The organism is Streptosporangium sp. NPDC020145 (genome assembly GCF_040631275.1).
Lineage (GTDB): Bacteria > Actinomycetota > Actinomycetes > Streptosporangiales > Streptosporangiaceae > Streptosporangium.
Genome location: NZ_JBEXZT010000007.1, coordinates 304,837 through 328,544, shown reverse-complemented (window position 1 = coordinate 328,544; position 23,708 = coordinate 304,837). Strand labels below are relative to the sequence as shown.

General features: G+C 70.9%; 21 protein-coding genes and 1 tRNA gene. 14 read left to right on the top strand and 8 right to left on the bottom strand.

Going from position 1 to position 23,708, the window contains the following annotated elements; all coding sequences use genetic code 11:
- Positions 1-2: 2 nt before the first annotated feature.
- The 13 genes from ABZ463_RS16680 to ABZ463_RS16620 all read left to right on the top strand — a co-directional run bounded on the left by ABZ463_RS16680 (position 3) and on the right by ABZ463_RS16620 (position 13,542).
- Positions 3-1,109: an RNA-guided endonuclease TnpB family protein gene (locus ABZ463_RS16680; protein ID WP_362776816.1), complete on the top strand. Its 1,107-nt coding sequence runs from the start codon at positions 3-5 to the stop codon at positions 1,107-1,109.
- A gap of 443 nt (positions 1,110-1,552) precedes the next feature.
- Positions 1,553-1,624: transfer RNA gene (locus ABZ463_RS16675), tRNA-Gln, on the top strand.
- Positions 1,625-1,790: 166 nt separating this feature from the next.
- Positions 1,791-3,242 carry a bifunctional UDP-N-acetylglucosamine diphosphorylase/glucosamine-1-phosphate N-acetyltransferase GlmU gene (glmU, locus tag ABZ463_RS16670; protein WP_352013917.1) on the top strand — a complete coding sequence of 484 codons (1,452 nt, stop codon included), beginning with the start codon at positions 1,791-1,793 and terminating at the stop codon, positions 3,240-3,242.
- A 76-nt stretch (positions 3,243-3,318) separates the two neighbouring features.
- Entirely contained in the window at positions 3,319-4,311 is a 993-nt protein-coding gene (locus ABZ463_RS16665) for a ribose-phosphate diphosphokinase (RefSeq protein ID WP_352013916.1), read from the top strand.
- A gap of 250 nt (positions 4,312-4,561) precedes the next feature.
- Positions 4,562-5,173 carry a 50S ribosomal protein L25/general stress protein Ctc gene (locus ABZ463_RS16660; RefSeq protein ID WP_352013915.1) on the top strand — a complete coding sequence of 204 codons (612 nt, stop codon included), beginning with the start codon at positions 4,562-4,564 and terminating at the stop codon, positions 5,171-5,173.
- Positions 5,174-5,369: 196 nt separating this feature from the next.
- On the top strand, positions 5,370-5,975 hold the full coding sequence (gene pth / locus ABZ463_RS16655; RefSeq protein ID WP_352013940.1) for an aminoacyl-tRNA hydrolase: 606 nt from the start codon (positions 5,370-5,372) through the stop codon (positions 5,973-5,975).
- Between the two features lie 98 nt (positions 5,976-6,073).
- Positions 6,074-7,540, top strand: coding sequence for a sugar transferase (locus ABZ463_RS16650; protein WP_362776813.1), 1,467 nt, complete (start codon positions 6,074-6,076; stop codon positions 7,538-7,540).
- The gene (locus tag ABZ463_RS16645; RefSeq protein WP_362776811.1) at positions 7,540-8,307 is read left to right on the top strand and encodes a 3'(2'),5'-bisphosphate nucleotidase CysQ; all 768 of its coding nucleotides are present in this window, start codon (positions 7,540-7,542) and stop codon (positions 8,305-8,307) included. Before ABZ463_RS16650 ends, ABZ463_RS16645 begins: the two co-directional genes overlap by 1 nt.
- Before the next feature lie 19 nt (positions 8,308-8,326).
- Entirely contained in the window at positions 8,327-9,241 is a 915-nt protein-coding gene (gene cysD / locus ABZ463_RS16640) for a sulfate adenylyltransferase subunit CysD (RefSeq protein ID WP_352013912.1), read from the top strand.
- Between the two features lie 115 nt (positions 9,242-9,356).
- Positions 9,357-10,619 (top strand): sulfate adenylyltransferase subunit CysN, encoded by a 1,263-nt coding sequence (gene cysN, locus ABZ463_RS16635; RefSeq protein ID WP_352013911.1) that lies wholly within the window; start codon positions 9,357-9,359, stop codon positions 10,617-10,619.
- Between the two features lie 204 nt (positions 10,620-10,823).
- On the top strand, positions 10,824-11,765 hold the full coding sequence (locus ABZ463_RS16630) for a sulfotransferase (RefSeq protein WP_362776807.1): 942 nt from the start codon (positions 10,824-10,826) through the stop codon (positions 11,763-11,765).
- Complete coding sequence (locus ABZ463_RS16625) at positions 11,762-12,685, top strand: glycosyltransferase family 2 protein (RefSeq protein WP_362776804.1); 924 nt, start codon at positions 11,762-11,764, stop codon at positions 12,683-12,685. The genes ABZ463_RS16630 and ABZ463_RS16625 overlap by 4 nt, the downstream gene beginning before the upstream one ends.
- The gene (locus ABZ463_RS16620) at positions 12,685-13,542 is read left to right on the top strand and encodes a WecB/TagA/CpsF family glycosyltransferase (RefSeq protein ID WP_362776801.1); all 858 of its coding nucleotides are present in this window, start codon (positions 12,685-12,687) and stop codon (positions 13,540-13,542) included. Before ABZ463_RS16625 ends, ABZ463_RS16620 begins: the two co-directional genes overlap by 1 nt.
- A gap of 7 nt (positions 13,543-13,549) precedes the next feature.
- Here ABZ463_RS16620 and ABZ463_RS16615 read toward each other — a convergent pair whose 3' ends face one another.
- Genes ABZ463_RS16615 through ABZ463_RS16590 form a run of 6 tightly spaced genes read right to left on the bottom strand, consistent with a single transcriptional unit; the run spans position 13,550 to position 20,096 of the window.
- On the bottom strand, positions 13,550-14,464 hold the full coding sequence (locus ABZ463_RS16615) for a sulfotransferase (RefSeq protein WP_352013907.1): 915 nt from the start codon (positions 14,462-14,464) through the stop codon (positions 13,550-13,552).
- A complete protein-coding gene (locus ABZ463_RS16610) occupies positions 14,461-15,777 on the bottom strand; it encodes a lipopolysaccharide biosynthesis protein (RefSeq protein ID WP_362776799.1) in 1,317 nt (438 codons plus the stop codon). Before ABZ463_RS16610 ends, ABZ463_RS16615 begins: the two co-directional genes overlap by 4 nt.
- On the bottom strand, positions 15,765-16,613 hold the full coding sequence (locus ABZ463_RS16605) for a sulfotransferase (RefSeq protein WP_362776796.1): 849 nt from the start codon (positions 16,611-16,613) through the stop codon (positions 15,765-15,767). Before ABZ463_RS16605 ends, ABZ463_RS16610 begins: the two co-directional genes overlap by 13 nt.
- Before the next feature lie 5 nt (positions 16,614-16,618).
- Complete coding sequence (locus ABZ463_RS16600) at positions 16,619-17,539, bottom strand: hypothetical protein (RefSeq protein WP_352013904.1); 921 nt, start codon at positions 17,537-17,539, stop codon at positions 16,619-16,621.
- Complete coding sequence (locus tag ABZ463_RS16595; protein WP_352013903.1) at positions 17,536-18,828, bottom strand: hypothetical protein; 1,293 nt, start codon at positions 18,826-18,828, stop codon at positions 17,536-17,538. Before ABZ463_RS16595 ends, ABZ463_RS16600 begins: the two co-directional genes overlap by 4 nt.
- Positions 18,825-20,096: a Wzz/FepE/Etk N-terminal domain-containing protein gene (locus ABZ463_RS16590; RefSeq protein ID WP_352013902.1), complete on the bottom strand. Its 1,272-nt coding sequence runs from the start codon at positions 20,094-20,096 to the stop codon at positions 18,825-18,827. Before ABZ463_RS16590 ends, ABZ463_RS16595 begins: the two co-directional genes overlap by 4 nt.
- A gap of 340 nt (positions 20,097-20,436) precedes the next feature.
- On the opposite strand from ABZ463_RS16590, the gene ABZ463_RS16585 reads away from it, so the two are divergent.
- Positions 20,437-21,510 carry a hypothetical protein gene (locus ABZ463_RS16585; protein ID WP_362776792.1) on the top strand — a complete coding sequence of 358 codons (1,074 nt, stop codon included), beginning with the start codon at positions 20,437-20,439 and terminating at the stop codon, positions 21,508-21,510.
- Here the strand turns inward: ABZ463_RS16585 and ABZ463_RS16580 are convergent.
- Together ABZ463_RS16580 and cysC are read right to left on the bottom strand one after the other, a co-directional pair.
- Complete coding sequence (locus tag ABZ463_RS16580; RefSeq protein ID WP_362776789.1) at positions 21,445-22,350, bottom strand: sulfite exporter TauE/SafE family protein; 906 nt, start codon at positions 22,348-22,350, stop codon at positions 21,445-21,447. The genes ABZ463_RS16585 and ABZ463_RS16580 overlap by 66 nt on opposite strands.
- A gap of 114 nt (positions 22,351-22,464) precedes the next feature.
- Positions 22,465-23,694 carry an adenylyl-sulfate kinase gene (cysC, locus tag ABZ463_RS16575; protein WP_362776786.1) on the bottom strand — a complete coding sequence of 410 codons (1,230 nt, stop codon included), beginning with the start codon at positions 23,692-23,694 and terminating at the stop codon, positions 22,465-22,467.
- Between the last annotated feature and the right edge of the window lie 14 nt (positions 23,695-23,708).

Below are 23,708 nucleotides of genomic sequence, written 5' to 3'. Positions count from 1 at the left end.
GTGTGGCGCAGATCGTGAAGCGGGCCTACAAGTACCGCTTCCGTCCGACCCCCGAGCAGGCCTGCGAGCTTGTCCGGACGTTCGGCTGCGTCCGCTTCGTCTACAACAAAGCCCTGGAAGAACGCACCCGCGCCTACACGCTGGAGGGTCGTCGCGTCTCCTACGTGGAGTCCTCGGCCGCGCTGACGGCGTGGAAACGCTCGGGCGACGTCGATTTCCTGTTCGAGGTGTCGTCCGTCCCGCTCCAGCAGGCGTTGCGTCATCTTCAGGCGGCGTTCGCGAACTTCTTCGCCAAACGCGCCAAGTACCCTACGTTCAAGTCCCGCAGGAAGTCCCGTGCGTCGGCCGAATACACCCGCTCGGCGTTTCGGTTCCGGGACGGCCGGTTGACGCTGGCGAAGATGGACGCACCGCTGAACATCGTGTGGTCGCGCCCCCTCCCGGAGGGGGCCGAGCCGTCCACCGTGACCGTGAGCAGGGACGCGGCGGGCCGGTGGTTCGTGTCCCTGCTGGTCGAGGAGACGATCACACCGTTGGCTCCGGTCGAGCGGTCGGTGGGTGTGGACGCGGGCATCACCGCGCTGGCGACGCTCTCGACCGGCGAGAAGATCGTCAATCCCCGGCACGAACGCCGGGATCGGCACCGCCTGGCCAAGGCCCAAAGAGCTTTGGCCCGTACGGAGAAGGGGTCGAACAACCGGGCCAAGGCCCGTCTGCGGGTCGCCCGGGTGTACGCCCGGATCGCCGACCGCAGACGTGACCACCTGCACAAGGTCACCACACGGCTTGTTCGCGAGAACCAAGTGATCGCCGTGGAGGACCTGACCGTGCGCAACATGGTCAAAAACCGTTCGCTGGCCCGTGCCGTCTCGGATGCCTCCTGGCGTCGGATGCGCTCCATGCTGGAGTACAAGGCGGCCTGGTACGGGCGCACGCTGGTGGTGGTGGACCGCTGGTTCCCCTCCTCCAAGCTGTGCTCGGCGTGCGGGACCCTGCAGAGCGGGATGCCGTTGACCGTCCGGGAGTGGGTGTGCGCCTGCGGGGCGGTCCACGACCGGGATGTCAACGCCGCGAGGAACGTCCTCGCCGCCGGGCTGGCGGAGAGGTAAAACGCCTGCGGAGCTGGTGTGAGACCTCAACGAGAGTCCTCTCGGGCGGGCGACCGGCGGTGAAACAGGAAGGCCAACCCGTGAGGGTTGGAATCCCCTCCCTTCAGGGAGGAGAGGAAGTCAAGCACTACCTCACGGAAGCTGGGAGGAGGTGGATGTTTGTCGGGCTACGCAACCGTAACCTACGCCATCGTAAGTTAGGAATCCCTAAGTGCTTAATGTGGGGAAGGTGACTCTTGGGGGAACGTCGTCTAGGGGTTTAACGACTTGCGCGCCACCCGGTCGTCTGCTAGACGGCACTTGGCCTGCGCCTGTCCGGTGCCGTTCCGGCGACCGGCACGCCCTGTATCAGATGAGGTCTCCAAACGAGGCGCGTTTGATAGCAAGGGGTCGGTATCGTAGGGGAGTCGGGCGATCGGATGTGATCCGAGTCGCCGGGCTGATCCGGCATTGGGTAATTGGCAGCCCGCAAGGTTTTGGTCCTTGTTGTCCAGGTTCGAGTCCTGGTGCCGGAGCTGTTCGTTCTGTCTGGTTTGGCAACCCGGCTGGTCGGCTGGGTGGGTTGGTGGACGGGAAGGTATCCTCGCGTTGTCGAGTGGGTGACGGGGCGGTTTCCAGGCGGTAATCGCATCTCATCCCGCTTTGTCATGTCTCAGCTGCGACGCCGAGGGAGCCTCGTCCGTGAGTGTGCCGCGCCCGGCCGCCGTCATCGTCCTCGCCGCAGGCGAGGGCACCCGGATGAAATCGAAAACACCCAAGATCCTGCACGAGCTGTGCGGCCGCACCCTGGTCGACCACATGCTCGCAGCCGCCCGAGGCCTCGAACCCGGGCGGCTCATTGTTGTCATCGGTCATGAGAGAGACCGGGTCCGGGAACACCTGTCGAGAACCGGTCCCGACGCGCTGCCCGTGATCCAGGAGGACCAGCGGGGAACCGGCCACGCGGTCAGAGTCGTGCTCGAAACGGTCGGTGCGATCGAGGGAACCGTCCTGGTGACCTACGGTGACACCCCGCTGCTGCGCACCGAGACCCTCGCCGCCCTGCTGGAGCGGCACGAGGCCGACGGCAACGCCGTCACCGTCTTGACCGCCGAGGTCCCCGACCCGTACGGCTACGGCCGCATCGTGCGAGACACCACGGGGGCGGTCCTGCAGATCGTCGAGGAGAAGGACGCGACCGCGGAGCAGCGGGCGATCAGGGAGATGAACTCCGGCGTCTACGCCTTCGACGGGACCCTGCTCGCCGACGCGGTCAAGCGCGTCTCGACCACCAACGCCCAGGGCGAGGAGTACCTCACCGACGTGCTGTCCATCCTGAGGGAGGACGGCCACCGGGTCGGCGCACACGTGGCCGCCGACCACGTCGAGGTCGAGGGCGTCAACGACCGGGTGCAGCTCGCCTTCGCCCGCAAGGTGCTCAACACCCGGCTGCTCGAAGCCCACATGCGCGCCGGGGTCACCGTGATCGACCCCGCCAGCACCTGGGTCGACGTCGAGGTGACCATGGAGCCCGACGTGGTCCTCCACCCCGGAACCCAGCTGCACGGCCGTACGGCGATCGCGGAGGGCGCGGAGGTCGGCCCGGCCACGACGCTGACCGACACGCTCGTCGGTGAGCGAGCGGTCGTGCGCAACGCGGTCTGCGTCGAGGCGGAGATCGGCCCCGAGGCCCTCGTCGGCCCCTACGCCTACCTGCGCCCCGGCACCGTGCTCGCCAGGAAGGCCAAGGCGGGCACCTACGTCGAGATGAAGAACGCGAAGGTGGGCGAGGGCGCGAAGGTGCCGCACCTGACCTACGCGGGAGACGCGGTCATCGGGGCGGGGGCCAACATCGGCGCCTCGACGATCTTCGTCAACTACGACGGGGTCGACAAGCACCAGACGACGGTCGGCGAGCACGCCTTCGTCGGGTGCGACACCATGCTCGTCGCGCCGGTGAACATCGGCGACGGCGCCTACACTGCCGCGGGCTCGGTCATCGCCGGCGACGTCCCTCCCGGGGCGATAGGGGTGGCCCGCGGGCGGCAGCGCAACATTGAAGGGTGGGTCGCGCGCAGGCGCGCGGGCACCAGGTCGGCGGAGGCGGCACTGCGGGCAGCCGAGGCCGAAAACCAGCAGGGGAGCAAGACGTGAGCGAGCGAAGCAAGCGGGCCATCAGGCGCGGCGGCGTCGCTAATGCAACGGCGGGCCGTCACGGCGGGAGGACGGCATGACCAGCGGTACGAGCAGCGGTATGAAGCAGACCGGCCAGAAGAACCTGATGTTCTTCTCCGGACGCGCCTACCCGGAACTGGCCGAGGAGGTGGCCAGCCACCTCGGTGTCAGGACGACGCCGACGGCCCTGCGGGACTTCGCCAACGGGGAGATCTACGCCCGGTACCTTGAGTCGGTCCGGGGGTGCGACGCCTTCGTGATGCAGAGTCACACGGGGCCCATCAACAAGTGGATCATGGAGCAGTTGATCATGGTGGACGCGCTCAAGCGCGCCTCCGCCAAGCGGATCACCGTGATCATGCCGTTCTTCGGTTACGCCCGGCAGGACAAGAAGGGCAGGGGCCGCGAGCCCATCACCGCCCGCCTGATGGCCGACATGTTCAAGACGGCCGGGGCCGACCGGCTGATGTCGATCGACCTGCACACCTCCCAGATCCAGGGGTTCTTCGACGGCCCGGTCGACCACCTGTTCGCCATGCCCGTGCTGGTCAACTACCTCAGGGACAAGCTCGACCTGGAGACGACGACCATCGTCTCGCCCGACACGGGCCGGGTGCGCCTGTCCGAACGGTGGGCCGACACGCTCGGCACCCCCCTGGCCTTCATCCACAAGCGCCGCGACCTCGACGTGGCCAACCAGGTGACGGTCAACGAGGTCGTCGGCAAGGTGCGGGGCCGTACCTGTGTGCTGATCGACGACATGATCGACACCGCGGGGACGATCTGCAAGGCGGCCGACGCGCTCTACGAGCAGGGCGCGACCAACGTGCTCGTCGCCGCCACCCACGCGGTCTTCTCCGACCCGGCGGTCGACCGGCTGAAGAACTCCAGGGTCTCCGAGGTGATCGTCACCAACACGCTCCCGCTCGCCGAGGACAAGCGCTTCGACAAGCTCACCGTGCTGTCGATCGCCCCGCTGATCGCCCGCGCGATCACCGAGGTGTTCAGCGACGGCTCGGTGACCAGCCTCTTCGAGGGCGACAGCTGACCCTCCCTGAGGTACGGCCCGGCGTCCCGGGCCGTACCTCCCCGCGGAACCCACTAAGCTGATGGGGTTCGCCGCGAGGATGCCGCAGATGTCCGAGACCGCACGACGGGCGAAGACATCGGCTCGAAAGGCATCCGAGCCGCCGGGCACCGGCCCGGCAAAGAGACGCAGCGCTCGTAACGCCTTCCGCTAGGGCGGGTGAGGGAGAGCGCGTCCTTTTCCACCGACGAAGATCCCTAGGAGATCCACCGTGTCCGAGGTAGTCATCACCGCCGAGTCCCGCAACGACTTCGGCAAGGGCGCCGCCCGCAAGATCCGTCGCGAGCACAAGGTGCCCGTCGTCCTCTACGGTCACGGTACCGAGCCCCAGCACCTGTCCCTGCCGGGCCACGAGCTGCTGCTCGCGCTGCGCACCCCGAACGTCCTGATCCGCCTCCAGGGTGCGGTCTCCGAGCTGGCGCTGCCCAAGGGCGTCCAGCGTGACCCGCTCAAGGGCTTCCTTGAGCACGTCGACCTCCTGCTGGTCAAGCGCGGCGAGAAGGTCACCGTCGAAATCCCGGTCACCACGACCGGTGAGGTCGCCGACGGCATCCTCGACCAGCAGCTCGTCTCCGTCTCCGTCGAGGCCGAGGCCACGCACATCCCGACGGGTGTCGAGGTCGACGTCGAGGGCCTGGAGATCGGCGCCCAGATCACCGCGGGCGACCTGAAGCTGCCCAAGGGCACGACGCTGGTCGCCGACCCCGAGACGCTGGTCCTGCACGTCACCGCCGCCCCGACCGCCGAGCCGGAGCCCGAGGCCGCCGAGGGTGAGGCCGCCGAGGCCGCCGAGGGCGAGCAGGCCGCCGAGGCCGCCGAGTAGGACACCGGGTAAGACCGGTACACCGGGCCGCGCGCCGTACGGGCGCCGGCCCGGCCCGTTTCCCCGCTCCGCCGTACGGCGGCGGGGAAACCGAGCACGCCGGGGGTGCGCGGTCGTCGCGTCGTCCCCTGTCAGGGCAGTCCGGGACCGGGCTGCCCTGACGCGCGTGCGAGACCTGACGCGCATGCGAGAAGGGATGCCGACCGTGGACCGCTGGCTGGTCGTTGGTCTGGGGAACCCCGGTCCCGAGTACGCGGGGAACCGGCACAACGCGGGCTTCATGGTGCTCGACGAGCTCGCCGCGCGGGCCGGGGGGCGCTTCAAGGCCCACAGGTCACGGGCCGAGGTGCTTGAGGGGCGGGTCGCCGGCCTTTCCGCGGTGCTGGCCAAGCCGTTGTCGTTCATGAACCTCTCCGGTGGCCCGGTGAAGGCCCTGGCCGACTTCTACAAGGTCGAACCGGCCCGGGTGATCGTGGTCCACGACGAGCTGGACATCCCCTACGGAGCGCTCAGGGCCAAGCTCGGCGGCGGCGACAACGGCCACAACGGGCTGAAGTCGATCACCAAGTCCCTCGCGACGCGTGACTACCTGCGGGTCCGTTTCGGGATCGGCCGCCCGCCCGGCCGGATGGACGCCGCCTCCTTCGTCCTGCGCGACTTCGCGACCGCCGAGCGCAAGGACCTGCCGTTCCTGGTGGACAAGGCGGCGGACGTGGTCGAGTCGCTGATGAAGGCGGGGCTCGAACCCACTCAGAACGCCTTCCACGCGACCGACCTGAACATCTCGGGCCCGCCCCGGTGATCGACTTCTAGCCGTTCGTACGAACGGCGCGCGTTTCGGCCTTCGAACCTCGTACCTCCCGTTCCTGACGCTAACATTCGGTCACTGTCCGTTGGTGCATGGTTACGCAGGGGGAGTGTGTGCGTGACGTAATCGTCGACCGGGCGAGGCCGAGGGCCGCATGGGCGGTCCGTCCGAGTCTGCCGGACTGGGTCCGCCGTTACCGGGTGCGAGCCGCGGTGGCCGATCTCGGCTCAGCCTCCCTGGCCGGGACGCTCGCGCTGTTCGTCCGGTTCGGCGAGGTCACCCCATACGTGACCCCGTACGTGTTGCTGAGCCTCACGCTTCCGGTCGTCTGGGTCTGCGCGATCAGGATCAACCGTGCCTACGAGCCTCGCCTGATCGGGCTGGGGGCCGAGGAGTTCCAGCGGATCTTCCAGTGCGGGTTCACCCTCACCGCGGCCCTCGCCATCGGCGCGTACGTGACGAAGACCGACGTGGCCAGGGGATACGTCGTGCTCGCCCTGCCGCTGGCGACGCTGCTGACCATCCTCGCCAGGTACGGCCTGCGCCGCCGTCTGCACCGCAGGCGGGCCCAGGGGGCCTGCATGCGCCGGGTCGTCGCGGTCGGTCACCGCGCCGCGGTCGCCGACCTCGTCCGCCGCTTCCGCAGGGAGCGCTACCACGGCATGGAGGTCGTCGGGGTCTGCGTGCCGTACGACGGGATGGGGGACGTGGAGGGGGTCGCCGTGCTCGGCGGCCTGTCGGACGTCCCGATCGCCGTGCCGCAGGTGTCGGCCGACACGGTCGCGGTCCTGGCCTGTCCCGAGATGGACGGGGTGGCGCTGCGGCGTCTGGCCTGGCGCCTTGAACGCACCGAGACCGACCTGGTCGTCGCCCCGGCGCTCATGGAGGTCACCGGGCCGCGGATCACCATCCGCCCCGCCGCGGGCCTGCCGCTGCTGCACGTGGAGCACCCCGAGCTCACCGGCCCGCGGCAACTGGTCAAGAACCTCTTCGACCGGGTCGGCGCCGGGGTGCTGCTCGTCGTGCTGCTGCCGCTGTTCGCCGTGCTGCCGCTGGCCGTACGGGCCTCGGGGCCGGGGCCGGTGTTCTTCCGGCAGCGGCGGGTCGGCAGGGACGGCGCCGAGTTCACGATCTACAAGTTCCGCACCATGACCACCGACGCGGAGCGGCGCCGGATCACCCTGACCGGAGACGGCCAGGGCGTGCTCTTCAAGATCCGCAACGACCCGCGCATCACCCCGGTGGGCGCCCGGCTGCGGCGTCACTCCCTGGACGAGTTGCCGCAGCTTGTCAACGTGCTGCTCGGTCAGATGTCGCTGGTCGGCCCGAGACCCCCGCTGCCCGAGGAGGTCGCCCGGTACGGCGACGACGTCCGGCGGCGGCTGCTGGTAAAGCCGGGCATGACCGGCCTGTGGCAAGTCAGTGGGCGGTCTGACCTATCTTGGGAGGAATCTGTACGGTTGGACCTACGTTATGTGGAGAACTGGTCCCTCACGCTGGACCTGCAGATCCTGTGGAAGACCTGGTCGGCTGTCGCGCGAGGGGCTGGAGCATACTGATGACGATTCGCGACGACCACGTTCTCGCCGCGGACCTGGCGACTCAGGCGGGCGAACTGCTGCTCGCCCTGCGCGACAAGAGGGGCTTCGACGACCCGGCCGCGCTGCGCGCCGAGGGCGACTCCTCCGCGCACCGCCTCCTGATGGAGGCCCTGGCGACCTCACGTCCAGGTGACAGTGTGCTATCCGAGGAGGCGACTCAGGACGAGCGCCTCGACCCCCGGCGCCTGACGGCGGAGCGGGTGTGGATCGTCGATCCGCTCGACGGAACCCGCGAGTTCGCCGAGGAGGGCCGCGACGACTGGGCGGTGCACGTGGCGCTGTGGGAGAACGGCGCACTGCGCGCGGGGGCGGTGGCGCTGCCCGCCGCCGGCACGACGCTGTCCACTCTGGAACCCCCCGTCCTCCCGCAGCTCACGGCCGGCACCAGGCCGAAGATCGCGGTCAGCAGGAGCAGGCCCCCCGAGTTCGTCGTCGAACTGGCCCGCCGTACGGGGGCCGACCTGGTGCCGATCGGGTCGGCGGGCGCCAAGATCTCCGCGGTCCTCACCGGGAGGGTCGAGGCCTACGTGCACGCGGGCGGCCAGTACGAGTGGGACTCCGCGGCCCCGGTCGCCGTCGCCCTCGCCTCGGGAGCCCACGCCAGCCGGATCGACGGCTCACCCCTGACCTACAACCAGGGCGACCCGTCGCTGCCGGATATCCTTGTTTCCCTACCGGGACTGGCGCCGACCTTGCTCGCCGGAATCCGGGATCTCCACCGATAATCCCCGCTAGGAGAGTCAGATGCTTCAGTGCGACTACACCACGTCGCAGCTCGATGTCCTTGAGGCAGAGGCCATTCACATCATGCGTGAGGTGGCGGCCGAGTTCGAGCGTCCCTGTCTGCTCTTCTCCGGTGGTAAAGACTCGATCGTCATGCTCCGTCTCGCGGAGAAGGCCTTCTGGCCGGCGCCGATCCCCTTCCCGCTGATGCACGTCGACACCGGGCACAACTTCCCCGAGGTCATCGAGTTCCGCGACCGCAGGGCCGCCGAGCTGGGCGCCCGCCTGGTCGTGGCGAGCGTGCAGGACTCCATCGACGCCGGGCGCGTCACCGAGCAGACGGGCCGCAGGGCCTCCCGCAACCGGCTGCAGACCACGACCCTGCTCGACGCGATCGAGGACAACGAGTACGACGCCGTGTTCGGCGGCGCCCGCCGCGACGAGGAGAAGGCACGCGCCAAGGAGAGGGTCTTCTCCTTCCGTGACGACTTCGGTCAGTGGGACCCGAAGAACCAGCGGCCCGAGCTGTGGAACCTCTACAACGGGCGAATCCGCAAGGGCGAGCACATCCGGGTGTTCCCGCTGTCCAACTGGACCGAGCTCGACGTCTGGGACTACATCCGGCGTGAGGGTATCGAGATCCCGTCGATCTACTACGCCCACCGGCGCAAGGTGTTCGAGCGCGACGGCATGCTGCTGTCCGACACGGAGTTCATCCCCCGCGACGAGGACGAGCCGCTCGTCGAGATGACGGTCCGCTACCGCACGGTCGGCGACGTGACCTGCACCGGCGCCGTCCAGTCGACCGCCACCACGGTCGAGGAGATCATCGAGGAGATCGCGGTGACCCGGCTCACCGAGCGCGGCGCGACCCGCGCCGACGACCGGGCCTCCGAGGCGGCGATGGAGGACCGCAAGCGGGAGGGGTACTTCTAGTGCGCGAGGTCCCGCTGCACCGGCCCGCTCCCTCCCGGGAGCGGCCCCGCCCCCTCGGCCCGCGCGCCGCGCGGCCTTCCCGTGCCAGCCGTACGATCTCTGGAGAGCAGCTCTGATGGACATTCTTCGCTTTGCCACCGCGGGAAGCGTCGACGACGGGAAGTCGACCCTCATCGGCCGCCTGCTCTTCGACTCGAAGGCGATCTTCGAGGACCAGCTTGAGGCCGTCGAGCGCACCTCCCGCGACCGCGGCACCGAGTACACCGACCTGTCGCTGCTCACCGACGGCCTGCGGGCCGAGCGGGAGCAGGGCATCACGATCGACGTGGCCTACCGCTACTTCGCCACGCCCAAGCGCAAGTTCATCATCGCCGACACCCCGGGCCACATCCAGTACACCCGGAACATGGTCACCGGCGCCTCGACCGCGGACCTGGCGATCATCCTGATCGACGCGCGCAAGGGCGTGGTCGAGCAGTCGCGGCGGCACGCCTTCCTGACCACGCTGCTGCGGGTGCCGCACCTGGTGCTCGCGGTCAACAAGATGGACCTGGTCGACTACTCCCAGGAGCGGTTCGAGGAGATCCGCGAGGAGTTCACCGCCTTCGCCGCCAAGCTGAACGCCCCGGACCTGACGTTCATCCCGATCTCGGCGCTGCACGGCGACAACGTGGTCTCCCGCTCGGAGAACATGCCCTGGTACAACGGCTCCTCGCTGCTGCACCACCTTGAGCACCTGCACATCGCCTCCGACCGCAACCTGGTGGACGTGCGCTTCCCCGTGCAGTACGTGATCAGGCCGCAGCGGGCGACCGACCCGGCCTTCCACGACTACCGGGGTTACGCGGGCCAGGTCGCGGGCGGCGTCCTCAAGCCGGGCGACGAGGTCATGCACCTGCCCTCCGGGCTGACCACGCGCATCGCCTCGATCGACACCTTCGACGGCCCCGTGGACGAGGCCTTCCCGCCGATGTCGGTGACCCTCCGCCTTGAGGACGACATCGACATCTCCCGGGGCGACATGATCTGCCGCCCGAACAACCAGCCGCAGGCCGCCCAGGAGCTTGAGGCGATGGTCTGCTGGATGACCGACGCCAGCAAGCTGGGCCCGCGCGCCAAGCTGACCATCAAGCAGACCACCCGTACGGCCCGCGCGCTGGTCCGCGACCTGCACTACCGGCTCGACGTCAACACCCTGCACCGCGACGAGTCGGCCGAGGCCCTCGGCCTGAACGAGATCGGACGGGTCTCGCTGCGCGTCACCCAGCCGCTGTTCGTCGACGACTACGCCAGGAACCGCCTCACCGGCGGCTTCATCCTCGTGGACGAGACGACCAACAACACCGTCGGCGCCGGGATGATCGTCGAGGCCCGATAACGCCCTGCCTCCGGTCCCCTTCACCGCCCGCCGTACGCGGGTGGGGGAGGGGACCTTCGCGTTCACTCGGCCGAGCCGTCCCGGCGGGTCGCGAAGCCGCGCCGCGTGGGGGTCGGTAGATCGTTTGACCGTTCCCCAACCCGAATGTGACTCTCCGCGCTAGTCTCGGCACGTTCCGTATCCATCCGGTGAGGATTCGTGCCCGTGTCTGACAGTCCGTCTCCCGCCAGGGTCGTCTTCCTGGGTGGTCTCGGCCGCAGCGGCACCACACTGCTCGAACGGCTGCTCGGTGAGGTCCCCGGCATCGCGCCGCTCGGCGAGGTGGCCCACCTCTGGACGCGGGGCGTGCTCGCGAACGAGGACTGCGGGTGCGCGAGGCCGTTCGGCACCTGCCCCTTCTGGCGCGAGGTCGGCGCCCGCGCCTTCGGCGGCTGGTCGGAGGACCTCGCTGAAAGGGTCGTCACACTCGGCCTGCGGGTCGACCGCACCCGGCGCATCCCCGCCCTGGCCCGGCTCCTGGCCGGCGGCCGGTCGTCGCGGAGGCCCGCCGCACTGGGCGAGTACGTCGCCGCCCATCGCCGTCTCTATGACGCGGCGAGTGAGGTCGCGGGCTGCCCGGTCGTCGTCGATTCGAGCAAGCACGCCTCCCTGGCCTTCTGCCTGGCCGCCTCCGGGGTCGACGTGCACGTCGTGCACGTCGTGCGCGACCCCCGGGCGGTCGCCCACTCCTGGCACAGGCGGGTCATCCGCCCGGAGAGCGGCTCCCCGATGACCCGCTGGTCGCCCGGCCGCACCTCGGTGCACTGGCTGGCGCAGAACCTCGGCATCGAACTGCTGGCCCGTGGCGGCGTGCCGGTCACCAGGGTCCGCTACGAGGACCTCGTCCGGGCCCCGGCGGAAACGCTCGGGCACCTGGCCGCCAGGATCGGCCTGCCCGTCGGCCTTGACTTCCTGACCGGTGAGAAGGCCCTGCTCTCCAGGGCGCACACGGTCGCGGGGAACCCGATGCGCTTCGCGGTCGGCCCCATCGGGCTGGTCCCCGACGATGCCTGGCGCACCGCGGCCCCCGTCCTGCACCGGAGCCTGGTCACCGCACTGACCTGGCCACTGATGATCAAGTACGGCTATCGCGGGAGGCTTGTGTGAGTCCGTCGGTGGGAGTGGTCATCCCCACGAGAGGTCACAGGCCGGAGCACCTGCGCGCCGCGACGCGCGCCGCCCTCGGCCAGGTGTGCTCCGGATCGGTCGAGGTGGTCGTCGTCGTCGACGGCACGGACACCACCGGGGTCACCGACCAGCTGGCCGACTTCCTCGCCCGGGGGGCGGGAACGACCTCGCGGAGTGTCCGGGTCGTGGCCAACCGGCGTCTCCCCGGTCTTCCCGGGGCGCGAAACACGGGCATCGAGGCGCTCGACACCGACCTGGTCGCCTTCTGCGACGACGACGACGAGTGGGCACCGGGCAAACTCGCCGCCCAGATGGGCGCGCTCGCGGCGCGGCCCGGCGCGGAGTTCGCCAGCTGCGCCATCGAGATCGAGTACGGCTCCCGCAGCGTCCGGCGCCTGGCGGGCACCTCCTCCATCACCCGGGCCCACCTGTTGCGCTCACGGATGGCGATGGTGCACTCCTCGACGTTCCTGTTCCGGCGTGGAGCGTTCCTGGTCGACGAGAGCGCGCCGAACGGTCAGAACGAAGACTGGGACCTGGCGCTGCGCGCCGCCGCGCGCCGTCCCATCGTGCATGTGGACCGTCCGCTGGTGCGAGTCCGCTGGGGCGCCTCGCAGTATGCGACCAGATGGGCGGACCGCATCGCCGGGCTTGAGTGGATGCTCGCCCGGCACCCGGATCTGGCCGTGGACCCGCGCGGCGCGGCACGGGTCTACGGTCAGATCGCCTTCCACAACGCGGCCCTCGGCAGGCGCAGGGAGGCCGGACGCTGGGCGTTGCGGGCGTTCACCGTACGGCGCGGCGAACCACGCACGCCCATCGCGCTGGCCGTCGCGGCCGGTCTGGTCTCCGCCCACACGGTGCTGGGCGCGTTGCACCACCGCGGGCACGGCATCTGATGGCGACCGGTACGGCCAGGCAGACCCCGGGCCCGGCTCACGGCAGGCGGCGCCGGGACAAGAGCCAGGACGGGGGGAGGGACGAGGAGGCCCGTAAACGTCGCAGGGTGCGGGTCGCCGGTCTCGTCCTCGACCCGATGACCGAGGGCGAGGTCGTCGAGCATGTGGTCGCCTCGCTGAAACGCGGTGAGGGCGGCCACCTGGTGACCCCCAACGTGGACATCGGCTGGGCCGTCGCCCGCGACCCCGAGGCGCGCGAGCTGGTCGAGAAGGCCGATCTGGCGGTCGCCGACGGCATGCCGCTGGTGTGGGCGGCCGACCTGCTCGGCACACCCGTCCCCGGCAGGGTCACCGGCGCCGACCTGATCTGGTCCCTTTCGGACGCGGCGGCCTTCTACGGCTATCCGGTCTACCTGCTCGGCGGCCCGCAGGGCGCGGCCGCGCAGGCGGCGTCCCGGTTGCGCGGACGCCATCCCCGGCTGCGCGTGGTGGGGGCCGACGCCCCGCCGCACGGGTTCGAGACGACCGAGGAGGGCTACGCGGAGGTCAAGGACGCCATGCTGGCCGCCGCGCCCCGGGTGGTGTTCGTCGGCCTGGGCTTCCCCAAGCAGGACCGGCTCATCGCGAGGCTCCGCCAGGACATGCCCGCGACCTGGTTCATCGGCTGCGGCGCGGCGATCTCGTTCGCGGCGGGTACGGCCCGCAGGGCGCCTGCGTGGATGCGGCGCTCCGGGCTCGAATGGCTCTTCCGGCTGGTCAACGAGCCCGGCAGGCTGGCCCGCCGCTATCTTCTGCACGACCTGCCGTTCGCGCTCAAGCTGCTCACGGTCTGTCTGCTGCGGCGTCTGTTCTCCTGAGGGAGGCTCACCCGCCGGAGGCCAGCTCCAGGACCCGGCGGGTCTCCTCGGGGTTCAGCCGGTTCGCGGCGTGGGCCAGGGCCAGCCGGGAGTCCATGGGGCGGTAGGCCGTACGGGACAGGCCGTGCCACACGAAGCCGCCCGCCGGCCCCGTGGACGCCGTGCACGCCCTGAGGACCCTTTCGCGCGCGCGGGCCGACCAGGTCAGGCCCAGCCTGCCGTACAGGGCGCGGAAGCCCTCCTCGGGGGCGGCGGCGAGGTCCTCGTAGCGGACCAGGGTGATCCCCGGGTGCCCGGCCGCCAGGGTCGTGACGACCCGTCTGGCCGCCCGCCACAGCGCGACGGCCTTGGCGATGCGGTCCTGGCAGCCGACGAACGCGCGCAGCGCCTCCAGGTGGGGGTGGTCCCTGATGAGCAGCGGCTGTTCGAGCAGTTCGTGGAAGTAGACGGTCCAGCCGAGCCGTTGCCAGCTGCCCACGAACGGCACCGCGTCACGTTGCAGCACGACCACCTGGCAGCCGAGGCGCTCTGCGAACCACCCGGCGGAGAACAACGCGAACGGGTCGTCGAGCAGCGCCCGCCGCCCGGTCAGCCGCCCCAGCGTGAAGGCCGCGCCGTACCTGGCCATCCGTGCCAGGTCGTACGGCGAGCGGTTGCGCCGCAGCTCGGCCAGGAACCGGTAGCGCAGCGCGACCGTGTCGGTGAAGGCGGGCAGCCAGAGGTCCTCGTTGTCCGGGCAGATGTACTGGAAACGGTGGGTGACGTGGGCGTTCAGCACCCCGGGGCAGCGGCCGGGCGGGTGCTGGGGGTTGAGCGGCTCGTTGACGTAGACCAGGCCGCCGCCCGCCGCCAGCATCTTGCCCGTCCAGCTCGTGCCGCTCCTGGGCAGCCCCGTGACGAGCACGGGAACCCGGCCCGTCACCGGGGCCGCCAGGGCCGCAACGCCCCCAGACTGTGGGCGCCGAAGGGGCGCAGGCCGAGGCGGCGGTGGATCTGCCACAGCGGCAGCAGATTCTTGACCAGCGTGCCCGAGGCCCAGGCGAGGGCCGCGCCCGCCGCGCCGTACGCGGGGGTCAGGAACACCCCGCAGGCCGTGGTCACCGTGATCGCGGCGACTAGGTTGGCCAGACTGGAGCGGGTGTACCCGGCGGCGGTCAGCACCACGTCCACCATGCCGCAGGCCCCGGCGAGCATCATCGTCACGGCGAGGACCAGCGCCACGGCGGCACCCGAGGCGTACCCGTCGCCGAGGAGGCCGAGCAGCCACGGCGCGCACAGGGCGTACCCCAGCCAGAGCGGCCAGGTCAGCGCCACCAGCCACGTCGTCGCCGACTGGTACAGCGCGCGGGCGCGGCCCAGGTTCCCGGCGGTGAGCGCCTCGACCAGCCTGGGCTGCGCCGCCTGGGCCAGACCCCGGTTGACGAGCTGGCCGACCACCTTGAAACGGGTGGCGGCGGTGTAGACGGCGGCCTCCTCCGGCCCGGCGAGGACCGCGACGACCATGACGTCCAGCCGCTGGAACACCGCCTGGATCGCGGCGGCGGCCGACCTGGGCCAGGTGTGGCGCCACAGCTCACGCGCGGTCTCCAGGGCGTACGGCCCGGCGTAGGGCGTGTGGGGCAGCCGTCCGCGCAGCCAGAGCGCCGCCAGGCACAGCACCGGGACGTACGGCAACGCCCAGGCGGCCACCAGGACCGGAACCGTCCGCACTCCGGAGGCGACGGCGAGGGAGACGAGCACGAGCTGGGCGACGGGCTGGAGCAGACCGTCGAGCAGCAGGGTCGGCAGCATCATCCCGAAGCCGCGTGTGGCGGAGACCAGGACGTCCGCGCACACGACGGCGGGCAACGCGACCGCCAGCACCCGGAAAGCCGGGTCGGACAGGCAGGCGAACAGGACCGTCCCCACGGCCACCGAGAGAGCCGCGACCGGCGCCAGCGCCGCACGGACCTGCCCTCGCGCCCGGTCGTGACCGCAGGCGCCGGTCCCGGCGATGGCGTGGACGAGTCCGTTGCCCGCGTCGAGCCGCAGGACGCCCGCGACGGTCAGGCACAGCGCGGTCGCGGTGAAGAAGGCACCCGCCGTCTGCCGGTCGGTGCCCCTGGTGACCAGCACGACCGTCAGGAACTGGGCGCCCGCTCCGACTCCGGCGCCGACGAGTCCCGCCAGGCCGTCCCTGGCCGCTCCTCCGACGCGCGGCAGCCTGGCCAGGCCCGCGGAGATCAGCGGCGCCACGAGGGGGACGCGCCGAGCCAGTGGGGCAGCTTGGCGTCCCACTCCTCGAAGTGGTCGGTGAGTTCACGGCGCAACGAATCGGGCATCGGACCGGGCCGGGGACGGGCGTTGTGCCGTTCGAAGACCGGATCGCCGATGTGCGGCAGCCCCAGGAACTCCAGCACCCGGTCGTAGACGATCTCGGGTTCGCCGAAGAACCGCCCGCTGTCGATCACGAGTATCCGGTCCCTGCCGATCAGCGGCTCGAACCGGGCGAGCTGCTCGGCGTAGCGGCCCCTGGCGAGGTAGGCGTGGTGACGGTGCGCGTGACTCGTCGAGTACGGCGCGGCGCACAGCCCGTCCGTGGCTCCGGCGAGCCGTTCCTCCTCAAGCTCGACCGCCCTGGCGAAGGAGGGCTCCGTCTCGAACCCCCTGGCCAGTTCGTGGGCGTGCGCGGAGAAGGCGCGCTCGACCGGGTCGCGCACCAGGACGATCAGCTTCACACCCGGCAGGTCACGGGCGATGCGGGAGGCGGCCAGCGGATGGAACAGGTAGTAGGGGGAGGACTCGAAGACGTGGGGGCGGCAGCCGTACCGGCGGGTCAGCCTGGAGGTTCCTGCGTGCAGAGGGAAGTGCGCCCGGTACCACGACAGGCCACGGTCATAGGCCACGTCGAAGTAGTGCACCCCCTTGTGGAGGCCGGGCTTGAGGATCAGCGGGTGCTGGGAGAGCGCCCGGTAGAGCGAGGTGGTGCCCGCGCGCTGCGCCCCGGCGATCAGGAAGGAGGGCAGCACCCGTCCTGCGGCGGTGAACCGGCCTGCGGTCCGCGCGACGGCGTGCACGGAACGTTTCAGCATGGGCTTCACGACAGGAGCTCCTGGAAGTCGACGGTGGGGTTGAGCCAGCGCTCCGGCGGGCCGAGAGGAGCGTGGCCGTCGGCCGCGTGCCGGTCAGCCAGCGCGATCAGGTAGCGGATCACCGTCAGCTTGGCCTCGGCCGCGGAGAGCCCGAAGGGGGCCAGCGCAGGAAGGGCCTGGGCGAGGCAGGCCCTGGCGGTCGTCGCCGGGCCGTTGCGGCGCAGCAGGCGGTGGAAGAGGTGGTGGACGGCGTCGAAGCCGAACGGGACACCGGTGCCGAACCGTTCCCAGTCCCACACCAGCAGCCTGCCGTCCGCCGCGCGTGCGATGTTCCAGGGGGCGAAGTCGCCGTGCCAGGCGAAGCCCCGCCTGTGCGGGACGGGCAGGTGGCCGATCTCGGTGACGGCCTCGACGAGGAGACGGCCGGGCACGGGGGTCGCTCGGGCGTTCCGCCGTACGGGCAGGGGGGACAGCGCGAGCACGGACAGGCCGCGCCACGTCCCGTGGTGGAGCACGGTCGGGGCGACGACGGTCTTCAGGGGGATGTCGGCGAGCATGGCGAGCGTGCGCGCCTCGTGTGTGACGAGGTCACGGACCCGGGGCGTGTCGCCGATCTTCACGAAGGCGGCCAGCCCGTCCCGCGCGTGGGCTTCGAGGATCGGCTTGCGGTTGGCGCGCCTGGGGGGACGGACGTGCAGCACGACCCGGATCGGGGTGCCGAGCGCCTGGCTCAGGTAGGTCTCGATGGTGTCGTCCCCGGAGGGCACCAGCACCCTCCTTCCCGGGTGCCACCACGCGCGGGGCGCCAGCCTGCGGGGAAGCGTGCGGTGGGGGAGCAGGCTGTAGGGGCGGGGCTCGCCTTCCGAGGGGAACAGCAGGCCGACCGTCCTGGTGAGGTAGCGCAGCCGGACACGGGTGTCGTTCATGCGGCCCCACTCGTCATCGAGTTCCTCCAGAGCAGCGCGAAAGAGATCAGATACAGGCTGAGCGGTGTGACCAGCCCGTCGTAGACGAACATGTAGAGCAGGGTCAGGATCATCACCAGCACCCCGGCCAGGCCGACGGGGCTCCGGTCGGGCCAGTGGCGGCGGATCGCCCCGACGAAGAACGCCACGTACAGCCCGGCCCCGACGAACCCCTGGGTGATCATCAGGTGCCAGAGCTGACCGTCGCTGCCCAGCGGTGGATGGCCGCACCCCTCGCACCAGTCGGTCCTGCCGGTGGTGATCGTGTTGTGGTTGCCCATGGCGTTCCTGGTGTTGCCGTAGCCGATGATCGGCGAGGTGCGCGCCGCGGCGACGGTCGCCGAGACGGTGAAGGCGCGGATGTCGTTGCTGTGCGGGTTGTCCAGCCGCTCGGCGACCAGGGTGCGCAACGGGCTCAGGAGCAGCAGCAGCGCCCCGGCGGCGATGGCCGAGCAGGCCATGATCCGGGTCCGCGCACCCAGGCGCAGCAGCAGGTAGACGGCCGCGACCCCGAGGCCGATCCACAGGCCCCGGTTCAGGGAGTAGACGACCGGGACGGCGCACAGCGCGAGCAGCGGGGCCACGGCCAGGCGTCTGCGCGGCCCGCCGTACGTCCACCAGCCGACCACGAACCAGACCAGCAGCACCGAGACGTTGCTTCCCCAGGCGTTGGCCCATTCGAAGGGTGCCTCGGGGCGGGGGGAGGCGTGGCCGAGGACCTTCTGCACCTGGGCCGTGGTCGGGTGGATCAGGTTGTGCACGTAGGGGTTGTCGGCGATCCAGTGGGGCAGCACCATCTCGACCGGTGAGGTGAGGTCGGCGCCGGGGACGAGAACCCCGAGCAGGCCGCCCACGACGGTCGTGACGAACAGCGCGCCGAGCATGCGCACCAGGGTGAGCTGGGGGAGCTCCCGCTGGGTCAGGTTGCCCAGGTAGAGGACCATGATCAGCAGGGAGACGTACAGGGCCAGGCGCATCAGGTAGCCGAGCACCCGCCCGAGACCGAAGTCGCCGTAGGTCCCCGGCGGCATCTCCCCCAGCATGAGCGCGCTGATGAGGTAACCGGCCAGCAGCATCAGCCAGAGGCCGAACCCCCGGGGAACCCTGATCGGCCGTCGCCGCCACAGCACCGCCGCCATCGCCGGGGCCAGTACGACGATCGACAGGCCGCCGAAACCGAGCGCCCACCAGACGGGGTAGCCGACGAGCAGCGCGGCGATCGGCCAGGCCGCCCGGTCCAGGCCTCTCACGGGGGGAAGGCCGTCTCTGGCGGGGACAACGTCCTGATCGGCACGGTGGGCATCGAGGCCCCGGCGACCCACCTGCCCGGCTCGGGGACGCTCTCCGGGGCACGGCCGGCGGCGCGGGGCGTCGGGCGGCTCACCGGGAAGGAGGTGGGCCAGTCGCCGGGGGCCTCGTCACGGCGCGACGCGACGCTGCGCGTATGGCGCGGTGTGTCCTGCGGGGGTTGCGGCGGGATCTGCTGGGCGGGGCGCTCCACCGTTCGCTGCGGGGGAGGCGGGGGGGTGAGGAGGCCGCCGACCACCGGCATGCCCTGCCTTCCGAGTCGCCGTACGGCCCGCGCCATCCCGCGTGGGGAGATCCCGGCGACGCTGACCAGCAGCACCGCGCCCTCCTCGCCCGCCAGTCTCTCGATCTCCTCGGGGCGTGCCCGCAGGACGGCGCCGGGTCCCGTCCCTCCGGTCGCGGGCGCGTTCTGCCTGGCAGGGCGGTCGCGGAGCCAGGCGAGGCCGACCCCGGTCAGGAGCCCGGCCATCAGGCCGCTGCCGAGGTAGAGGGGCGGGCTTGGCTGGCTGGGGGCGGTCGGGGGGACGGCCTCGCTGATCACGGTGCCGGGGGTCACGGCCACCGTCCGCAGCGCGTCGTACTTCACGGTGAGGTTGTAGACCTGGCGGCCGAGGACGTTCTGCCGCTGCGCGGCCAGGGTCCGCTCCGCCGTACCTTTGGGCAGGCTGGGGAGCGAGGCGACCACGGCGGACAGGCTCGCGTTGACCTGCTTCAGCTTGGACTGGAGCGCCCCCAGCTGGGCGTCCATCGCCCGTGCCGCGGCCTCGCGCCGGTTGTCCAGGTAGGCCCTGGCGTAGGCGCCCGCTCCCGCCGCCGCGGCGGCCGGGTCGGAGGCGGTGTAGGAGATGTCCAGGACCGAGGTGTTCGGGGGCACGGAGACCTCCACCGGCCCCGGGGTGCCGCCGAGCGTGCGCCCGGCCTTTCTCGCGACCACGGCGGACTGGGCGACCTGGGCCTCGGTGTCGAGGTTGAGCGCCTCGCGCTGCCGGTTGGTGACCTGGTTCGTCTGCTCCTGCAGGCCCGTCGGGGTGACCAGCACCTGGGCCGAGGCGGTGTAGGAGGGGGGGATCACGCACAGCAGCACGGCACCCGCGCCCGCGCCACCGGCGAGCAGGAACAGGATGGTCGGCCAGCGGCGGCGGAGGAAGGACACGTAGTCCGTCAGGTCTCCGCCGGAGCGGCGGACCGAGGCGTCCGGCGGAGGGCTCATATGTTTCGAGTCCTTTTCGAGGGGGTTTGATATGAGGGTTCGATGATTTCGAACGCTAGGAACTATAGGTCCGCCTGTTGTTTTCTCGATCCGATACACAAGATTTTCGTGGCGGGCGCCGTCGCGGCCGAAAGAAAATAAACACCATTTATCCGATATTTCCTTGCGATTGCCATGCGGGGGCGGCTCGGGAACCGCGAAGCCGGTGACGTGGCACGTCCACGCGGTGGCAGGCTTGGGGCGCGGCGGTGACCGCGGAGCCAGAAACCGGAATGACCGGAATGGTCGGAATGTTCGTGAGGAAACGGTGGTTCTGACGGTGTATTTGTGTGATGCCGCGATGCGGCTTTTTTCGCGGAAGGCGTTGTTCGTCGTTTCGGGTCTGGCGCTGGTGCTCGGAACCGGGGCGTGCGCTCCTTCCGAGGGCGCCTCCCGCGACCGGCCGCGGAGCACTCCGGCACGGGCCGACGTGAGGCCGTCCGCCTGCGCGGTCGACGCCAAGCTCGTCCCCGCCTGCGGCGCCTGGTGGGGGATCGCGCCGGAGATCTTCACCGGCAGGCCCCCGCAGCGGGCGATCGCCCGCGCCGAACGGCGCATGGGCCGCCGCGCCGACATCGTGCACCTCTACCACCGGGGCACCGAGCTGTTCCCGACCCCTCAGGAGCGCCGGATCGCCCGTGACCCGAAGGGCCGCAGAATCCTGCTGGTCAACTGGAAGCCGTCCCTCGACCACACCTGGGCGCAGATCGCCAAGGGCGCGATCGACTCCCGCATCGACCGGCTGGCCGCGCACATCACCGGGAGCTTCCCCGAGAGGTTCTTCCTCACCGTCCATCACGAGCCGGAGAACGACGTACGGCAGCGCCCGGGCTCGGGTATGACCGCCGAGGACTACGCCGCGATGTTCCGGCACGTGGTGCTGCGCCTGCGGGGGGACGGTGTGCGCAACGCGGTCACGGTCATGACCTACATGGGCGCGCCCAACTGGGGGGCGAGCCCCTGGTTCGACCGGCTCTACCCCGGCGACGACGTGGTCGACTGGGTGGCGATGGACCCCTACGCCGACGAGCGGGTGCGGAACTTCGGCGACCTGGTCGACAGGACCCGCGAGGGGTTCGCCCGCTGGCCGGGGGCCTACCGGTGGATGAACGCGCACCTGCCGGGCAAGCCCGTCATGCTCGCCGAGTGGGGCGTGTTCGAGCGGCCGGGCGACCCCGCCTTCAAGGAGAGGTTTTTCGCCGGGGCACGGCGGCAGGTGCGCGACTACCCCCGGATCAAGGCGCTGGTCTACTTCGACTCGCCGCACGCCCCGAGGGGGGACACCCGCTTCGACACCACCCCGGGGGCCCTACAGGCCTTTTCCGGCCTCGCGCACGACCCCGACCTGCGCGCCCCCGCGGTTCCGCAGAAGTGACCAGGCCACGGCGCCGACGACGGACATCCCGCCGACGCTCCACAGCAGGGCCGTGTTGCCGACGCCCAGGAGCTTGAGCGCCGAGGCGAGCAGCACGACCGCGAGCAGCGCGCGGATGACGCCGCCCGGTGCCCAGGCGGAGATCCTGGCGCCGATGTAGACACCGGGGATCGAGCCGACCAGCAGGGAGGTGGTGATGGACAGCTGGAAGTCGCCGAACAGCAGGTGGCCGAGGGCGGCCGAGGCGACCAGCGGCACGGCCTGGACCAGGTCGGTGCCGACGAGCTGGTTGGCCTTCAGCGCCGGATACAGCGCGAGCAGCGCCACGATGATCAGCGAACCCGAGCCGACCGACGAGATGCCGACGACCAAGCCTCCGACCGTACCGACCAGTAAGGTCGGAATAGGGCGCACGACGATGGACGACAGCTCCGCCGAGGCCTTCCCCTGGTCGTCACGTGACATCCAGGCCTTGGTGACCAGCCCGACGACCGCCAGCAGCAGGGCAACACCCAGGGCGTACTTGACCACCTCCTGGACCTGCTCGCCGTCCCCGAAGGCCCTGGCGGCGAAGACCCCGCAGAAGGCCGCGGGCACCGAGCCCGCGCACAGCCAGCCGACCAGGCGCAGGTTCACCGTCCCGCGCCGCATGTGGACGACCCCGCCCACCGGCTTCATGACGGCGGAGGCGACCAGGTCGCTGGAGACGGCGGCCAGGGGAGGGACGTTGAAGAACAGCAACATCATCGGCGTCATCAACGCGCCGCCGCCCATGCCGGTCAGCCCGACGATGATCGCGACGATGAAGGAGCCGGCTGCCAGGGGGATGTCGATGGCCATCGGTCGCTCACCATTTCTCGGTCATTCTCGGTCACTCTGGGTCATTCAGGGTCACTGTGTGGCGGGCGGCGCGGGGCCGCCCGTTGCGGGGGCCCGGCGCCCCGGGCCCCGGGGTCAACGGACCCACCCTCCCCGGATCAACGGGTCGAGCACCTGCCGTACCGCCTGGTCCACGCTGATCGAGGTGGTGTCGACGACCAGGTCGGCGTCGTCGGGCTCCTCGTAGGGGTCGGAGATCCCGGTGAACTCGGGGATGAGACCCGCGCGCGCCTTGGCGTAGAGCCCCTTGCGGTCACGGCGCTCGCACTCTTCGAGCGGAGTGGCCACGTGGACCAGCAGGAAGTCGGCGCCGACCGCCTCGACCATCTCCCTGACCTCCTCGCGGGTCGCGGCGTAGGGCGCGATGGGCGCGCAGATCGCCAGCCCGCCGTGCCTGGCCGCCTCCGCGGCGACGAACCCGATCCTGCGGATGTTCAGGTCGCGGTCCTGCTTGGAGAAGGTCAGCCCCGCGGACAGCAGCCGCCTGACCACGTCCCCGTCCAGATAGGTGACCGTACGGCCGCCGCGTTCGAGCAGCGCGTCCCGCAGACCCCTGGCCACGGTGGACTTCCCTGAGCCGGACAGGCCGGTGAGGAAGACCACCAGGCCGCGCCGGTGCGGCGGGCCGGGCAGCGTCACCGGCTCGGGGCCCGCCAGGTGCTCGGTGGCGCCGTAGGCCTCCGCGACACGCTCACGCAGCTCCAGATCGATGCTGGGGTCGTCTCTGCGGGCCAGGGGCACCACGGCCAGGAGGGCATCCTCGCCGAGCCTCTCACGCGCCTTCAGCGCCGCGCGGACCACCGCGGGGCCGTTCTCACCGAACGCCAGCGGCAGCAGCAGCACCACGGCGCCCAGCTCCCGCGCGGTCGCCTCGATCTCGCCGAGGTCGTCCAGCGGGCCGCGCATGGTGACCGCGAGCGCGGGCCGCTCACCCAGCTCCTTGCGGATCTCCGCCGGGGTGAGGCGCAACCTGGCGAAGGGGCCGTGCTCCGGGGCGTCGAGCGCCTCGACCGGACCGGCGACGAGGCCGTCGTGCCGGTCGGTGACGGTGAGCACGGCCAGCGCGGCGCCCTCGGGGTCGCGCAGCGTGACCCGGTCGCCGGGGGCGGCCGGGTGGTCGTCGGGCAGCGCGAACGTGACCGGCGCGGGCCAGCTCGTGCCGTCCGTCAGGACGCCGCGCCCGTCGACGGAGTGCGCGTCGGCCGAGCTCATGAAGCCCGTCAGAGGCTGGAAGGCACCGGAGAGCAGCAGCTCCAGGTCGGCCAGCTCATGGGCGTCGGGGGTCCACTCGAAAGGGGCCGTCATTTGCTCCACAATCC

Excerpts from the sequence above, each read along its gene's own strand:
- ABZ463_RS16665 (WP_352013916.1), top strand. The coding sequence starts at position 3,319 with ATGACCAGCGGTACGAGCAGCGGTATGAAGCAGACCGGCCAGAAGAAC.
- pth (WP_352013940.1), top strand. The coding sequence starts at position 5,370 with ATGCCGACCGTGGACCGCTGGCTGGTCGTTGGTCTGGGGAACCCCGGT.
- ABZ463_RS16650 (WP_362776813.1), top strand. The coding sequence starts at position 6,074 with ATGGTTACGCAGGGGGAGTGTGTGCGTGACGTAATCGTCGACCGGGCG.
- ABZ463_RS16645 (WP_362776811.1), top strand. The coding sequence starts at position 7,540 with ATGACGATTCGCGACGACCACGTTCTCGCCGCGGACCTGGCGACTCAG.
- cysD (WP_352013912.1), top strand. The coding sequence starts at position 8,327 with ATGCTTCAGTGCGACTACACCACGTCGCAGCTCGATGTCCTTGAGGCA.
- cysN (WP_352013911.1), top strand. The coding sequence starts at position 9,357 with ATGGACATTCTTCGCTTTGCCACCGCGGGAAGCGTCGACGACGGGAAG.
- ABZ463_RS16620 (WP_362776801.1), top strand. The coding sequence starts at position 12,685 with ATGGCGACCGGTACGGCCAGGCAGACCCCGGGCCCGGCTCACGGCAGG.
- ABZ463_RS16605 (WP_362776796.1), bottom strand. The coding sequence starts at position 16,613 with ATGCTGAAACGTTCCGTGCACGCCGTCGCGCGGACCGCAGGCCGGTTC.
- ABZ463_RS16600 (WP_352013904.1), bottom strand. The coding sequence starts at position 17,539 with ATGAACGACACCCGTGTCCGGCTGCGCTACCTCACCAGGACGGTCGGC.
- ABZ463_RS16590 (WP_352013902.1), bottom strand. The coding sequence starts at position 20,096 with ATGAGCCCTCCGCCGGACGCCTCGGTCCGCCGCTCCGGCGGAGACCTG.
- ABZ463_RS16585 (WP_362776792.1), top strand. The coding sequence starts at position 20,437 with ATGCGGCTTTTTTCGCGGAAGGCGTTGTTCGTCGTTTCGGGTCTGGCG.
- ABZ463_RS16580 (WP_362776789.1), bottom strand. The coding sequence starts at position 22,350 with ATGGCCATCGACATCCCCCTGGCAGCCGGCTCCTTCATCGTCGCGATC.
- cysC (WP_362776786.1), bottom strand. The coding sequence starts at position 23,694 with ATGACGGCCCCTTTCGAGTGGACCCCCGACGCCCATGAGCTGGCCGAC.